This is a genomic window from Mesorhizobium sp. P160187 (assembly GCF_057766425.1).
The window spans coordinates 1,274,243-1,287,338 of the sequence record NZ_JBYMDX010000004.1 but is presented as its reverse complement, the minus strand read 5'-3'; the positions used below and the strand labels follow the sequence as shown (position 1 = coordinate 1,287,338).

16 protein-coding genes are annotated in these 13,096 nt (G+C 62.9%); 12 read left to right on the top strand and 4 right to left on the bottom strand.

What is annotated here, in order from left to right; genetic code table 11:
- Positions 1 to 2: 2 nt before the first annotated feature.
- The 5 genes from AC3CCE_RS23300 (at position 3) to AC3CCE_RS23280 (ending at position 3,736) form a co-directional block, all read left to right on the top strand.
- Positions 3 to 845, top strand: coding sequence for a class I SAM-dependent methyltransferase (locus AC3CCE_RS23300; protein ID WP_352627165.1), 843 nt, complete (start codon positions 3 to 5; stop codon positions 843 to 845).
- A gap of 12 nt (positions 846 to 857) precedes the next feature.
- On the top strand, positions 858 to 2,171 hold the full coding sequence (preA, locus tag AC3CCE_RS23295) for an NAD-dependent dihydropyrimidine dehydrogenase subunit PreA (protein ID WP_352627167.1): 1,314 nt from the start codon (positions 858 to 860) through the stop codon (positions 2,169 to 2,171).
- A 108-nt stretch (positions 2,172 to 2,279) separates the two neighbouring features.
- The gene (locus tag AC3CCE_RS23290) at positions 2,280 to 2,798 is read left to right on the top strand and encodes an RrF2 family transcriptional regulator (RefSeq protein ID WP_352627169.1); all 519 of its coding nucleotides are present in this window, start codon (positions 2,280 to 2,282) and stop codon (positions 2,796 to 2,798) included.
- 25 nt (positions 2,799 to 2,823) lie between these two features.
- Positions 2,824 to 3,282, top strand: coding sequence for a carboxymuconolactone decarboxylase family protein (locus AC3CCE_RS23285; RefSeq protein ID WP_352627171.1), 459 nt, complete (start codon positions 2,824 to 2,826; stop codon positions 3,280 to 3,282).
- A gap of 76 nt (positions 3,283 to 3,358) precedes the next feature.
- On the top strand, positions 3,359 to 3,736 hold the full coding sequence (locus AC3CCE_RS23280; protein ID WP_352627173.1) for a DoxX family protein: 378 nt from the start codon (positions 3,359 to 3,361) through the stop codon (positions 3,734 to 3,736).
- A 2-nt stretch (positions 3,737 to 3,738) separates the two neighbouring features.
- On the opposite strand, the gene AC3CCE_RS23275 is transcribed toward AC3CCE_RS23280, so the two are convergent.
- Positions 3,739 to 4,461 carry an SDR family oxidoreductase gene (locus tag AC3CCE_RS23275; RefSeq protein ID WP_352627175.1) on the bottom strand — a complete coding sequence of 241 codons (723 nt, stop codon included), beginning with the start codon at positions 4,459 to 4,461 and terminating at the stop codon, positions 3,739 to 3,741.
- Complete coding sequence (locus AC3CCE_RS23270) at positions 4,458 to 5,297, bottom strand: SDR family oxidoreductase (protein ID WP_352627177.1); 840 nt, start codon at positions 5,295 to 5,297, stop codon at positions 4,458 to 4,460. The genes AC3CCE_RS23275 and AC3CCE_RS23270 overlap by 4 nt, the downstream gene beginning before the upstream one ends.
- A 99-nt stretch (positions 5,298 to 5,396) precedes the next feature.
- Here AC3CCE_RS23270 and AC3CCE_RS23265 point away from each other — a divergent pair, with 99 nt between their 5' ends.
- Positions 5,397 to 6,269, top strand: coding sequence for a helix-turn-helix transcriptional regulator (locus AC3CCE_RS23265; RefSeq protein WP_352627179.1), 873 nt, complete (start codon positions 5,397 to 5,399; stop codon positions 6,267 to 6,269).
- 9 nt (positions 6,270 to 6,278) lie between these two features.
- Here AC3CCE_RS23265 and AC3CCE_RS23260 read toward each other — a convergent pair whose 3' ends face one another.
- Positions 6,279 to 6,908 (bottom strand): TetR family transcriptional regulator C-terminal domain-containing protein, encoded by a 630-nt coding sequence (locus AC3CCE_RS23260; protein ID WP_023697053.1) that lies wholly within the window; start codon positions 6,906 to 6,908, stop codon positions 6,279 to 6,281.
- A gap of 255 nt (positions 6,909 to 7,163) precedes the next feature.
- Here AC3CCE_RS23260 and aptA point away from each other — a divergent pair, with 255 nt between their 5' ends.
- From aptA to AC3CCE_RS23230, 6 genes are all read left to right on the top strand, one after another.
- Positions 7,164 to 8,492, top strand: a complete 1,329-nt coding sequence (gene aptA / locus AC3CCE_RS23255) for an omega-aminotransferase AptA (protein WP_023687994.1) — start codon at positions 7,164 to 7,166, stop codon at positions 8,490 to 8,492.
- A gap of 112 nt (positions 8,493 to 8,604) precedes the next feature.
- Positions 8,605 to 9,051, top strand: coding sequence for an endonuclease domain-containing protein (locus tag AC3CCE_RS23250; RefSeq protein WP_352761936.1), 447 nt, complete (start codon positions 8,605 to 8,607; stop codon positions 9,049 to 9,051).
- A 3-nt stretch (positions 9,052 to 9,054) separates the two neighbouring features.
- Positions 9,055 to 10,305: a Zn-dependent hydrolase gene (locus AC3CCE_RS23245; protein ID WP_023690832.1), complete on the top strand. Its 1,251-nt coding sequence runs from the start codon at positions 9,055 to 9,057 to the stop codon at positions 10,303 to 10,305.
- Positions 10,306 to 10,367: 62 nt separating this feature from the next.
- Positions 10,368 to 11,819 (top strand): dihydropyrimidinase, encoded by a 1,452-nt coding sequence (gene hydA, locus AC3CCE_RS23240; RefSeq protein ID WP_352627481.1) that lies wholly within the window; start codon positions 10,368 to 10,370, stop codon positions 11,817 to 11,819.
- A gap of 80 nt (positions 11,820 to 11,899) precedes the next feature.
- Positions 11,900 to 12,193: a hypothetical protein gene (locus AC3CCE_RS23235; RefSeq protein WP_245260981.1), complete on the top strand. Its 294-nt coding sequence runs from the start codon at positions 11,900 to 11,902 to the stop codon at positions 12,191 to 12,193.
- 49 nt (positions 12,194 to 12,242) lie between these two features.
- Entirely contained in the window at positions 12,243 to 12,593 is a 351-nt protein-coding gene (locus tag AC3CCE_RS23230; RefSeq protein ID WP_352499710.1) for a hypothetical protein, read from the top strand.
- A gap of 17 nt (positions 12,594 to 12,610) precedes the next feature.
- Here the strand turns inward: AC3CCE_RS23230 and AC3CCE_RS23225 are convergent, their stop codons facing one another.
- Positions 12,611 to 13,015 carry a cupin domain-containing protein gene (locus tag AC3CCE_RS23225; protein ID WP_031193071.1) on the bottom strand — a complete coding sequence of 135 codons (405 nt, stop codon included), beginning with the start codon at positions 13,013 to 13,015 and terminating at the stop codon, positions 12,611 to 12,613.
- Between the last annotated feature and the right edge of the window lie 81 nt (positions 13,016 to 13,096).

Genomic DNA, 13,096 nt, shown 5'->3' with positions numbered 1-13,096 from the left:
TCATGGCCTCAGTGGAATCGGGCATCGCCCGTCACTACGACGTCTCGGATCTTGAGCAGCACATTCTTGCCGTGCTCGCCGATACCGGCGTGGAAATTGCCCATCTACGCGCTGGCGATCTCGAAGCGGTCGACGAGTTCCACATTGGCGGTATCGCCGCCACCAGGGAACTCATCGGCCAGATGGGTTTGAAGCCGGGGGCCAGGCTGCTCGACATTGGTTCCGGCGTGGGTGGTCCAGCCCGCTTCGCCGCCAACAATGCCGGCGCCGATGTCACCGGCATCGATCTGACGCAAAGCTATGTCGACATTGCGACCAGCCTTTCGAAGCGGGTGGGAATGGCCGACAAAGTCCGGTTCGTGCAGGGCAGCGCGCTGGACATGCCATTCAGCAACAAAAGCTTTGATACGGCCATGATCCTGCATGTCGGCATGAATCTTCCCGACAAGAAAAAGCTGATGAGCGAGGCGGCGCGTGTGCTCAAGCCGGGCGGCGTCTTTGCCGTCTACGATGTGATGCGGCTCAAGGCAGGTGCGCTGACCTATCCGCTGCCATGGGCATCCGACGAGAGCATGTCCTTCGTTGCCACGCCCGACGACTATCGTTCGGCTGCCGCCGCCGCGGGGTTCTCTGTAACCGCCGAGCGCCCTCGTGGCGCCTTCGCCATCGAATTTTTCGACACGATACGGGCGCGCATGGCTGCGGCGCAGGCGGAAGGAAAAAAGCCGCCGCCTGGCGTTAATCTTATCATGGGCGAGAACGCCGGCACCAAGATCGCCAATCTCACCCCCGCGCTTGAAGGCGGCATTCTCGCACCCGTGGAAATGCTCCTTCGTCTCGGTTGAAAGGGACCTGTCATGGCAGACATCCGCAACAATTTCGTCGGCATCAAATCGCCCAATCCGTTCTGGCTGGCTTCGGCGCCGCCGACCGACAAGGCCTACAATGTCATCCGCGCCTTCAAGGCGGGCTGGGGCGGCGTCGTGTGGAAGACGCTGGGCGAAGAAGGTCCGCCGGTGGTCAACGTCAACGGCCCGCGTTATGGCGCGATCTGGGGGGCGGACCGGCGCCTGCTCGGCCTCAACAATATCGAGCTGATCACCGACCGCGATTTGCAGGTCAATCTGCGCGAGATCAAGCAGGTCAAGAAGGACTGGCCCGACCGCGCCATCGTCGTCTCACTGATGGTGCCATGCGTCGAGGAAAGCTGGAAGGCGATCCTGCCGGTGGTCGAGGAGACCGAAGCCGACGGCATCGAGCTCAATTTCGGCTGCCCGCACGGCATGTCGGAACGCGGCATGGGCGCGGCCGTCGGCCAGGTGCCGGAATACATCGAAATGGTGGTGCGCTGGTGCAAGGCCAACACCCGCATGCCTGTCATCACCAAGCTGACGCCGAATATCACCGATGTGCGCAAGCCGGCGCGCGCCGCACTCTCCGGCGGCACCGACGCGGTGTCGCTGATCAACACCATCAACTCGATCACCGGCGTCGACCTCGATAGCTTCGCGCCGCAGCCGACCATCGACGGCAAGGGCTCGCATGGCGGCTATTGCGGCCCGGCGGTGAAGCCGATTGCCATGAACATGGTGGCCGAGATCGCCCGCGATCCGGAAACGCGCGGCCTGCCGATCTCCGGCATTGGCGGCATCACCACCTGGCGCGATGCGGCTGAATTCATGGCGCTCGGCGCCGGCAATGTGCAGGTGTGCACGGCAGCGATGACATACGGCTTCAAGATCGTGCAGGAGATGATCGCCGGTCTCGAAAACTGGATGGACGAGAAAGGCCACGCCTCGCTCAACGACATTGTCGGCCGCGCCACGCCCAACGTCACCGACTGGCAGTATCTCAACCTCAATTACATCGCCAAGGCGCATATCGACCAGGACGCCTGCATCAAATGCGGCCGCTGCCACATCGCCTGCGAGGACACTTCGCACCAGGCGATCACCAACATGGTCGACGGCGTCAGGCATTTCGAGGTGATCGAGGCCGAATGCGTCGGCTGCAATCTGTGCGTCAATGTCTGCCCGGTCGAGAACTGCATCACCATGGAGCCGCTGGCCGCCGGCGTGATGGACCAGCGCACCGGCAAGCCGGTGTCGCCGGTCTATGCCAATTGGACGACACACCCGAACAACCCGGTGGCCAACGTGGCTGCAGAGTAGGGAACGGGTCGAAGAAAAAAGCGGCGCTTTCGAGCGCCGTTTTCATTTTCCTATTGCAGATAAAATTTATCTAGGATAAAAGATATCCATGAATAGGAGCGCAACATCGTGAAGCTGGGCGAGGGTGTAGAAGCGGCCATCCATTGCGCAGCCACACTGGCCAGCGTGGAGGGCAACAGCACGATGCCGGGTGCTGCCTTGGCAGAGTCCTTCGGCCTGTCGCCGAGCTATCTGCTGAAACATCTGAACCAGCTGACGGCTGCGCGCATCCTGGAATCGGTGCCGGGACCGGCGGGCGGCTACCGGCTGGCGCGTCCGGCCGAGCGCATCACGCTGCTCGATATCGTGCTTGCGGTCGAGGGTCGCGAGCCGGCCTTCCGCTGCGGCGAGATCCGCCAGCGCGGCCCGGTCAAGATCGATGCTTCGGCCTATGTGAAGCCGTGCGGCATCAATGCCGCGATGCTGAAGGCCGAGCGCGCCTATCGCGCGGCCCTCGCGGAAACCCGGTTGTCCGACATCGTGGCTGACTACAAGGCCGAAGGCGATCCGCGATCGTTTGCCGCCAGCTGTGCCTTTGTCGCGCGCCATCAGCGGCCGCAGAAACCCGCTGCAGCCAAGCAAAGTTAACCCCGCCAGACAGAAAGGAAAGACGATGAAACAGAGACTGCAATTCTTTGCCAAGGCGCCGGAAATCATGAAGGCGGTGTCAGCGCTCAACAAGGCGGTCGACGAATGCGGGCTTGAAGTGAGCCTGCTGCATTTGATCAAGCTCCGCGCCTCGCAGATCAATGGCTGCTCCTACTGCGTCGAGATGCACAGCCGCGAGGCAAGGCGCGACGGCGAAACCGAGACACGGCTCTATCTGGTTTCGGCCTGGAAGGAATCGCCGCTATTTTCCGAACGTGAACGCGCGGCCCTTGCCTGGACCGAGGCAACGACCCTGATCGCCAACAATGGCGTTTCGGACGAACTCTATGCCCGCACGCTCGAGCACTTCTCGGAAGAGGAACTGGTCAAGCTGTCGGTCGCGATCGGCATGATCAACACCTGGAACCGGCTCTGCATCCCGTTCCAAGCCATTCACCCGATGCCGGCTGCCAAAGCAGCCTGACCGTCCGGTTAGTCATGGAGCGCCGTGGAAAGGGCGGCGCTCCACCTGTTTCATGCTTAAGTACGGGGAAGATTTCATGCCTGTCGATTTGCCTTCGACCTTTTTGTTTCTCGGCCGCCTGTTGCTCGGCGGCGCCTTCGTTTTCGCCGGCCTGCGCAATGTTCAAAACGAGACCTTCCTGACAGGGCTGATGACCGCGCGCGGCGTGCCGCAAGCCAAGCTGGCGCTGTGGGCCGGCATCGTCCTGCAAACCGTTGCCGGGGCGCTGGTGATGGCCGGCCTGTGGACTGCGACCGCCTGCGCCGTGCTGCTGCTGTTTCTCATCGTCGCCACGCCGATGTTCCACAATTTCTGGGACCATCAGGGCCCGGACCGGGCGTCGCGCATCAACGGTTTCGTAGGCAACGTCGCACTGGCCGGAGGCCTTCTCACGCTGATCGCGCAGTCGCTGTAAGGTCACGCCGCGTAGCGCAGGCCGCCGTCGCAGGTCAGCACCTGGCCGGTCATGAAGCCGTTGGAGACGAGGAACGCGATTGCGCCGGCGACGTCTTCGGCCTGGCCGATCCTGCCCACCGGGGTTTTGCCGGCATATTCGCTGAACACCGCCTGCCGCTGGTCTTCGGCCAGAAAATCCCACCATGGCGTGTCGATGACGCCGGGCGCCACGACGTTGACGCGCAGAGGCTTCAGTTCGACCGCCAGGATCGGCACCACCGTCAGCAGCATGCCGTTGACGGCGGCAATGCCAGCCACGCCGGGCGCCGACAATTGTGCCGATACCGCCGAGATGAAAGTGACCGATCCCGATCTGTTGAGCGTCGGCAAGGCAGCCTGCAAACAGGACAGCTGCGGCCTGACTTTCTCGTCGACGCCGCCGGCGATGTCTGAGAGGTCGAGGGTTTCGAACGGCCCAAGTCCCTTGCCGCCGCTGGCAGCCAGCACGAGGTGATCGAACGGTCCGAGTTCCCCAAAGAACTGGCGAACTTCGCCCGGCTTCGAAGCATCGAAGGCAGCTTTTTCGGCGGCGCCGCCGAGGCTCTTCCAAGCGCTGGTGAGCTTGTCCTGGTTTCGTCCGGTGATGGTCACCTTCATGCCTGGGCCTAGCAGTTTTCGCGCCGTTGCCAGGCCGATGCCGGATGAGCCGCCGATGACGACCGTGTGTTCGATCTTGCCGGTCATGAATGCTGTTCCTTCGATTGTGGGGAAGCCTGGCCGACGAAGTCGAGGCTCAGGGTTCGCAATTGCTGTCTGGCCTTGGCGTCATAGGCTTGTGCTTCGGCGCGGGATTCCTTTTGGCCGTCGAAATAGAGGCCACTGCGGCCCTCCAGGGCGGGCGATGTCGCGAGGTTGAGAATGGCGTCGGCGCCGGTCTCGACCGAGCTCCATGGCGTCACGCCGGCTTGGCGGACCATGGTGGTGTTCATGTAGCTCGCTGGATGCAGAGCGTTGACGGTGACGCCGCTGCCTTTCAACTCTCCGGCCAGGTCGATGGTGAACAGGATCTGCGCCAGCTTGCTCTGGCAATAGGCGCGCACGCCGTCATAAGAACGTGTCAGCATGACATCGCCGAAATCGATCGCCTGCTGGCCGGCCGAAGCGACGTTGATGATGCGCGCCGGCGAACTCGCCTTGAGCAGCGGCAGCAGTTCCGAGGTCAGCAGGAAACCGGCGAGATAGTTGACCGCAAAGCGCAGTTCGAAGCCGTCGGCGCTGAGCTGTCGCTTGGCGCCGGCCGTGCCGATGCCGGCATTGTTGATGAGGATGTCGAGCCGGTCGGTTTTTGCGCGTACGGCCTCGGCGAGGCGGCGGACCTCGGCTAGCCAGGAGAGGTCCGCGGCGAGGAACTCGGCTTTGCCGCCGGCGGATTCGATATCTGCGACGGTTGCCTTGCCGCGAGCCGCGTCACGGCCATGCACCAGCACGCGCGCGCCGCCGGCGCCCAGCCTTTGCGCGACGACACGGCCGACGCCATCGGTCGAACCGGTGATGAGGATTGTCTTGTCTTTCAGATCCATATTCAGAGCCTCCATCTCTCTGGATGGAAGATGGGGCGCCTGACGCAGCCCAAACAGTTCAAACTTTATCCTGGTATCAATACTGCTATAATAGCTCTCATGGATGCTCCCACGCACTCCGCTGAAGACAGCCGCCGGCGCGAGCTTGGCGCCTTCCTGCGCTCGCGCCGCGAAAGATTGACGCCGTCCGCCACCGGCATCGCGACCGGCCTGCGGAGACGCACGCCAGGCTTGCGTCGCGAGGAAGTGGCGATGATCGCCGGCGTCGGCACCACCTGGTACACATGGCTAGAGCAGGGGCGCGAGGTCAGACCCTCGGTGGAGGTGCTAGCGGCGCTCAGCGAAGCGCTGCGCCTCGACGCCGTTGAAAGGCAGCATCTGTTCATCCTGGCAGGCCGCCAGCAACCGGAGAACCGCGTGGCTGCGCCGGAAAAGGTCGATGGCCCGCTGATGCATATGCTGGAGAGCCTGGTGCTGCAGCCGGCCTATGTCGTCGGGCGGCGCTGGGACGTGCTGGCCTGGAATCCGGCGGCGGTAGCGGTGTTCGGTGATTATGGCCTGCTAGAGGGCGACGCCCGCAACATCGTCCACATGGTGTTCACCAATCCGCATCACCGGCGCCTGCTGGTTGACTGGGAGCAATTGGCGCGCACCGTGCTGGCCTCGTTCCGGGCGGAAAGCGCCCGCTATGTGGGCGATGCGGATTTCGAGCGGCTGATCGTGCTTATGACGCGCTCAAGTCCGGAGTTTCGCGACTGGTGGCCGCATCGCGACGTGGCACGCCGATTGTCGGGGGTGAAACATGTCCGACATCCGAGAGCCGGCGCCATGACGTTCGAGCATATGAGCCTGTCGATCGACGACGGCTCGGACATGAAGCTGATCGTCTACACGCCGCTGGCCGAACAGAATTCGATCGAGAAGCTGCAGAATTTGCTTGAGGCGATGCCGGCGGAGCGCCGCAGCGCCTGACGCCCAAGGTCAGCCCTTCGGCTTCAGCCCATCAATGAACAACTGCTCCAGAAACCGCGCCGCATCCTCGAAGCGGCCGTCGCCGCCGCGATCGGCGCCGAGCACGGCACGGACCTGGACATCGAAATCGGCATAGTGCTGCGTCGTCGCCCAGATCGAAAAGATCAGGTGCCAGGGATCGGTGCGGGCGATTTTTCCCGCGCGCATCCAGCCCTTGATGACGTTGGCCTTCTCGTCGACCAGCGTTTTCAGCTCACCCGCCAGCAGCGGCATGATGCGCGGCGCGCCTTGCAGGATCTCGTTGGCGAACAGCCGGCTTTCCCTGGGAAAATCACGCGCCATTTCGAGCTTGCGCCGGATGTAGCTCCTGAGCTCGGTCAGGGGGTCGCCGATGTCGTCGAGTTCACGTAGCGGCGCCAGCCACGTCGCCAGCAGCCGCTCCATCAGCGTTTCGTGGATGTCTTCCTTGCGGCGGAAATAGTAGAGCAGGTTCGGCTTCGACATCCCGGCGGCCTCGGCGATCTGGTCGATGGTCGAACCGCGAAAGCCGTTGGCGGAGAAGACTTCGAGGGCTGCCTCCAGGATCAGTTCGCGCTTTTCCTGCTGGATGCGGGTGCGGCGAGGGGCTGAGCCTTCCATGGCGCCGCTCACCCCTGCAAGCCTTGGCCGCAGGGTTCATCTGGACCAATTCTCTGGACCAGTTTTTCTCTTACCCGTGGAGCGCACTTCGCAGGCCGCATTTCCGCTAGTAATCCCTTGACCGCCGACAGGGCGGTGCTAACGTTTGTCCAATCGGTCAAAAATTTGCGTAGCATGAAAACGCAGCAAAGACCAAGCTTTGGAAAGACCAAGCGTTAGCCGCACCGAAACAGGTTACAAGGGGAAGTCTTGGTCATGTCCAACCGGCTGAAAGTCACGCCGAACGATCTCAGCGCATTCTGGATGCCGTTCACCGCGAACCGGCAGTTCAAACAGGCGCCACGCATGTTCGTGTCCGCCAAGGACATGCACTACACCACCAGCGACGGCCGCAAGGTGCTCGACGGCACCGCCGGCCTCTGGTGCGTCAATGCTGGCCATTGCCGTCCCAAGATCACGGAAGCGATCCAGCACCAGGCGGCCGAACTCGACTATGCGCCGGCCTTCCAGATGGGACACCCGATCGTGTTCGAACTGGCAAACCGCCTGGTCGATCTCGCGCCCAAGGGCATGGACCATGTCTTCTTCACCAATTCCGGTTCGGAATCGGTCGAAACGGCGCTGAAGATGGCGATCGCCTATCACCGTGTGAAGGGCGAGGGCGCGCGCACCCGCCTGATCGGCCGCGAACGCGGCTATCACGGCGTCAATTTCGGCGGCATCTCGGTCGGCGGCATCGTCACCAACCGCAAGATGTTCGGCACGCTGCTCGGCGGCGTCGACCACATGCCGCACACGCATCTGCCGGAAAAGAACGCCTTCTCCAAGGGCGTGCCGGAATATGGCGCGGAACTCGCCAACGAGCTGGAGCGCATCGTTGCCCTGCATGACGCCTCGACCATCGCCGCCGTCATCGTCGAACCGGTCGCCGGCTCCACCGGCGTCATCCTGCCGCCGAAGGGCTATCTGCAGAAACTGCGCGAGATCTGCACCAAGCACGGCATTTTGCTGATCTTCGACGAGGTCATCACCGGTTTCGGCCGTCTCGGCGCGCCGTTCGCAGCGGATTATTTCGGCGTCACGCCCGACATCATGACCACCGCCAAGGGCGTCTCCAACGGCGTCATCCCGATGGGCGCGGTGTTCGTGAAGAAGGAAATCCACGACGCCTTCATGACCGGCCCCGAGCACATGATCGAGTTCTTCCACGGCTACACCTATTCGGGCAATCCGATCGCCTGTGCCGCCGCACTCGGCACGCTCGACACCTACAAGGAAGAGGGCCTGCTCACCCGTGGCGAGGAACTGGCGCCGTACTGGGAAGATGCGCTGCATTCGCTGAAGGGCGAGCCGCATGTCATCGACATCCGGAATATCGGCCTGATCGGCGCGATCGAACTGGCGCCGATCGCCGGCAGCCCGACCAAGCGGGCCTTCTCGGCCTTCGTCAAGGCGTTCGAGCGCGGCGCGCTGATCCGCACCACCGGCGACATCATCGCGCTGTCGCCGCCACTGATCATCACCAAGGGCCAGATCAACGAATTGATCGACCATGTCAGAGAAGTGCTGAGGGCGATCGATTGACAAACCGGGCTCGGATATCCCTCCCCCTCGAGGGGAGGGTGGCCGCGAAGCGGTCGGGTGGGGTCGGTGCGACCGGACGCCGACCCGCTCTTTTGTTCCGAGGCCGCTCCTGATGCCCCGTACCCGCGTGAGCTTCGAAATGCGCCAAAAGGCGCGAGCGCTTCGAATTCACGCGACCAAGGGAGAATCGCTGCTGTGGTATGAACTGCGGGACCTGAAATCAGCCGGCATCAAGTTTCGCCGTCAGTGCCCGATTGGCCCGTACATCGTGGATTTTGCCTGCTTGACGGTGAAGCTGATCGTTGAGGTCGATGGCGACATGCACGAACACGACAGGGGTAGGCGGCACGATGCCGTTCGCGATGCTTATCTGCGATCGCTCGGATTTGAAGTCTTCCGTGTTGACGAGCCCGATGTCATAAACAGCGCTTGGCACGTCGCGCAGGTGGTCAAAGAGAAGGTCGCGCGCGTCGCGGGCGACCCCACCCGACCGCTTCGCGGCCACCCTCCCCTCGAGGGGGAGGGGGACGCCGCCGCCCCGCAACCGATGAGGTTTTAGAGCATGGCCGCCCCGGGCGAGAATCTGCGAATCAATTCAGACCGTTTGTGGGATTCCATCATGGAGATGGCGAAGATCGGCCCCGGTATTGCCGGCGGCAACAATCGCCAGACCGTGACCGACGAGGACGGCGAGGGACGGCATCTGTTCAAGCGCTGGTGCGAGGCGGCCGGGCTCGAAATGGGGCTCGACGAAATGGGCACCATGTTTGCCCGCCGGGAAGGCGCTGATCCCAGCCTGCCGCCGGTTTATGTCGGCAGCCATCTAGACACGCAGCCGACCGGCGGCAAATATGACGGCGTGCTCGGCGTGCTCGGCGGGCTGGAGATTATTCGCTCGCTTAACGATCTCGGCATCCAGACCAGGCATCCGATCGTCGTTACCAACTGGACCAATGAGGAAGGCTCGCGCTTTGCCCCGGCTATGATGGCGTCCGGCGTGTTCGCCGGTGTGCTCGATCAGGCGGACGTGTATCAGCACACTGATAAACAGGGCAGGAAATTTGGCGAGGAGCTGGAGCGCATCGGCTGGAAAGGCACCGAGAAAGTCGGTGATCGCAAGATCCACGCCTTCTTCGAACTGCATATCGAGCAGGGGCCGATCCTCGAGGACGAAGGCATCGACATTGGCGTCGTCACCCACGGCCAGGGCCTGAAATGGCTGCAGGTAACGCTGACCGGCAAGGAGGCGCATACCGGCTCGACCCCGATGCCCAAGCGCCGTAATGCCGGGCTCGGCATGGCTCGGGTCATCGAACTGGTGCACGAGATCGCCATGGACTACCAGCCCGACGCCGTCGGCGCGGTCGGCCACATGGAGGTGTTTCCGAACTCGCGCAACATCATCGCCGGGCGCACCGTCTTCACCATCGACATCCGCTCGCCCGAGAAGGAAGTGCTGGACGCGATGGATGGGCGCATACGCGAAGGCATCGACACAATCTGTGAGGCGCTCGACATCCAGTACAAGGTCGAGCAGGTCGGCGCTTTCGATCCGGTCACCTTCGATGCCGGCTGCGTCAAGGCGATCCGCGACGCCGCCGATCGGCTCGGCTATTCCCACCGCAACATCGTCTCCGGCGCCGGCCACGACGCCTGCTGGATCAACCGCGTTGCGCCGACCGCCATGGTGATGTGCCCCTGCGTTGACGGGTTGTCACACAACGAGGCTGAGGAAATCACCAAGGAATGGGCCGGCGCCGGCGCCGACGTGCTGTTCCATGCGGTGGTAGAGACAGCGGGGATCGTGGCGTGAACTAAGATCTGTATTCAAAACGACGCTCACAAGAAGCGCGAAGAGAACAAGGGAACACGACAATGACCAAAGTCATCCGAAACGGCACCATCGTCACCGCCGACCGCACCTGGAAGGCCGATGTGCTGATGCAGCACGGCAAGATCGTCGCCATTGGCTCGAACCTGCATGGCGACCATGAGTTCGACGCCAGCGGCTGTTACGTCATGCCGGGCGGCATCGATCCGCACACCCATCTCGAAATGCCGTTCATGGGCACCTATTCGGCCGACGATTTCGAGTCCGGGACGCGTGCGGCCCTTTCCGGTGGCACCACGATGGTGGTCGATTTCTGCCTGCCGGCGCCGCAGCAATCGCTGCTGGAAGCGTTGCAGATGTGGGACAACAAGACCTCGAAGGCTGCCTGCGACTACTCCTTCCACATGGCGATCACCTGGTGGGGCAAGCAGGTGTTCGACGAGATGGCCACCGTCGTCGACAGAGGCATTACCTCGTTCAAGCATTTCATGGCCTACAAGGGCGCGCTGATGGTGGACGACGACGAGATGTACGCGTCGTTCCAGCGCTGCGCCGATCTCGGCGCGCTGCCGTTGGTGCATGCCGAGAATGGCGACGTGGTTGCGGCGCTGTCGCAAAAGCTGCTCGCCGCCGGCAATAATGGCCCCGAGGGACACGCCTATTCGCGGCCGCCGGAAGTGGAAGGCGAGGCGACCAACCGCGCCATCATGATCGCCGACATGGCCGGCGTGCCGCTCTATGTCGTGCATGTGTCCTGCGAGCAGAGCCACGAAGCCATCCGCCGCGCCCGCCAGAAGGGCATGCGGGTTTTCGGCGAGCCGCTGATCCAGCATCTGACGCTGGATGAAAGCGAGTATTTCGATAAGGATTGGGACCATGCGGCGCGCCGCGTCATGAGCCCGCCCTTCCGCAACAAGCTGCACCAGGATTCGCTGTGGGCCGGCCTGCAGGCGGGATCGCTGCAGGTGGTGGCGACCGACCACTGCGCCTTCACCACCAAGCAGAAGCGCAATGGCGTCGGCGATTTCACCAAGATCCCGAACGGCACCGGCGGGCTTGAAGACCGCTTGCCCGTGCTGTGGACGACGGGCGTCAACACCGGGCGGCTGACGATGAACGAGTTCGTCGCGGTGACTTCGACCAACATCGCCAAGATCCTCAACATATATCCTAGGAAAGGCGCCATCGTCGAAGGCGCGGACGCCGACATCGTGGTGTGGGACCCCAGCGCCAAGAAGACCATCACCTCGAAGAAGCAGCAATCGGTGATCGACTACAACGTCTTCGAAGGTTTTGAGGTGACCGGCCTGCCGCGCTTCGTCTTTTCGCGCGGCGAATTGTCGGTCGAGGAAGCGGAGGTCAAGGCCAAGCCCGGCCATGGCGAATTCGTCGCCCGCGAGCCGAACGCGGCGGTCAACCGGGCTCTATCGACCTGGAAGGACATCACCGCGCCGCGCAAGGTCGAACGCACCGGCATTCCGGCGACAGGCGTTTGACGTTGCGGAGCCCGGGGGCGCTCATTTCACTGGTCGTGGCGATGGTGGTCGCTGGTCCGGCAACAGGGGCCGAGAGGCTGGTGGGCTTCTGGGGCAACGATGCCGGTTGTGTCTTTGCAAAGGCCGGCTTTCAGGGCCGCGACGATTATATCGTGCTGACCGCCGAAGGCATCGAGACCTATGGCAGCGGCTGCCGGTTCGCGCAGCAATTGACGTGGGCGCCGGGCACGCAATCACTTGATGCGACCTGTTCCGCCGAAGGCGAGGCGGGGACGACGGCTGAAACCGTTGTGGTCACCAACAAGGGCGAGGGTGGGTTCTTCGTGACCATCCCCGGCCTCGAAGAAATGGGGCCGCTGCTGCCGTGTTCGTGACGTTGAATTTGGGGGAATGAGCGTGCGCGGATTGGGGCCGTCTGTTGCGATGGTAGTCGTTCTGGCTGCGGGTCAGGCTCTTGCGGCAGGCATCGACCTGTCCAAGCCCTATGGCGACAAATATGGCTGCATCAACCGCAACGGCCAGGAAGTCGCCGCCGATCGGATGCTGCTTTTGACCGACGAGGCATTGGTCACCGCCGCCAGCGCCTGCACCTTCCTGGAGAAGCAAGCGCAGGCTGATGGTTCGCTGGTGGTGACAGCGACATGCGAGGCGGAAGGGGAAAAGGGGCAGGAGCCGACGAAATTCACCATCAAGCGCAGCGCCAGGAACGCCAAGAAGCTGACCGTCGCCGATGACGACGGCAATGTCATGGGCGAAGTGGCGCGGTGCAAATGACGGCAGTCCCGTCAGCGTCAGGCCACCAGCGCATCCAGTTCCGGCAACAGGACGACGCTTTCCTGTTCATTGGGATCGGTGCGGGCGATGACGGCCGAGGACGGGGCGTTGCTCAGATTGGCCGGCAGATGCGGTACGCCGGCCGGGATGTAGAAGAGGTCGCCGGCCTTGACGACGATGTGGTTCTCGAGCCTGTCGCCATACCATGTGTGGACCTCGCCCGAGAGCACATAGATCGCCGTCTCATGGCTTTCATGCAGATGCGCCTTGGCGCGGGCGCCAGGCGGCAGGGTGAGCAGATGCATGCAGATGCCGGACGAGCCGACCGTCTCGGCTGCAATGCCGGCAAAATAGGTCAATCCCTGCTTGCCTTCATAAGTGCTTTCAGGACGGATAAGGTGACAAGTGGGTTTGGGCGACATCGGCAAGGCTCCGGGCGTCGAGTGGGTGGGATTGGACGAGTGGAAAGCAACATCAACGCGAATGCAACGGCATTTCATCCT

Excerpts from the sequence above, each read along its gene's own strand:
- AC3CCE_RS23260 (WP_023697053.1), bottom strand. The coding sequence starts at position 6,908 with ATGGAAGGCTCAGCCCCTCGCCGCACCCGCATCCAGCAGGAAAAGCGC.
- preA (WP_352627167.1), top strand. The coding sequence starts at position 858 with ATGGCAGACATCCGCAACAATTTCGTCGGCATCAAATCGCCCAATCCG.
- AC3CCE_RS23275 (WP_352627175.1), bottom strand. The coding sequence starts at position 4,461 with ATGACCGGCAAGATCGAACACACGGTCGTCATCGGCGGCTCATCCGGC.
- AC3CCE_RS23285 (WP_352627171.1), top strand. The coding sequence starts at position 2,824 with ATGAAACAGAGACTGCAATTCTTTGCCAAGGCGCCGGAAATCATGAAG.
- AC3CCE_RS23300 (WP_352627165.1), top strand. The coding sequence starts at position 3 with ATGGCCTCAGTGGAATCGGGCATCGCCCGTCACTACGACGTCTCGGAT.
- AC3CCE_RS23265 (WP_352627179.1), top strand. The coding sequence starts at position 5,397 with ATGGATGCTCCCACGCACTCCGCTGAAGACAGCCGCCGGCGCGAGCTT.
- hydA (WP_352627481.1), top strand. The coding sequence starts at position 10,368 with ATGACCAAAGTCATCCGAAACGGCACCATCGTCACCGCCGACCGCACC.
- AC3CCE_RS23225 (WP_031193071.1), bottom strand. The coding sequence starts at position 13,015 with ATGTCGCCCAAACCCACTTGTCACCTTATCCGTCCTGAAAGCACTTAT.
- AC3CCE_RS23270 (WP_352627177.1), bottom strand. The coding sequence starts at position 5,297 with ATGGATCTGAAAGACAAGACAATCCTCATCACCGGTTCGACCGATGGC.
- AC3CCE_RS23230 (WP_352499710.1), top strand. The coding sequence starts at position 12,243 with ATGGTAGTCGTTCTGGCTGCGGGTCAGGCTCTTGCGGCAGGCATCGAC.
- AC3CCE_RS23245 (WP_023690832.1), top strand. The coding sequence starts at position 9,055 with ATGGCCGCCCCGGGCGAGAATCTGCGAATCAATTCAGACCGTTTGTGG.
- AC3CCE_RS23280 (WP_352627173.1), top strand. The coding sequence starts at position 3,359 with ATGCCTGTCGATTTGCCTTCGACCTTTTTGTTTCTCGGCCGCCTGTTG.
- aptA (WP_023687994.1), top strand. The coding sequence starts at position 7,164 with ATGTCCAACCGGCTGAAAGTCACGCCGAACGATCTCAGCGCATTCTGG.
- AC3CCE_RS23250 (WP_352761936.1), top strand. The coding sequence starts at position 8,605 with ATGCCCCGTACCCGCGTGAGCTTCGAAATGCGCCAAAAGGCGCGAGCG.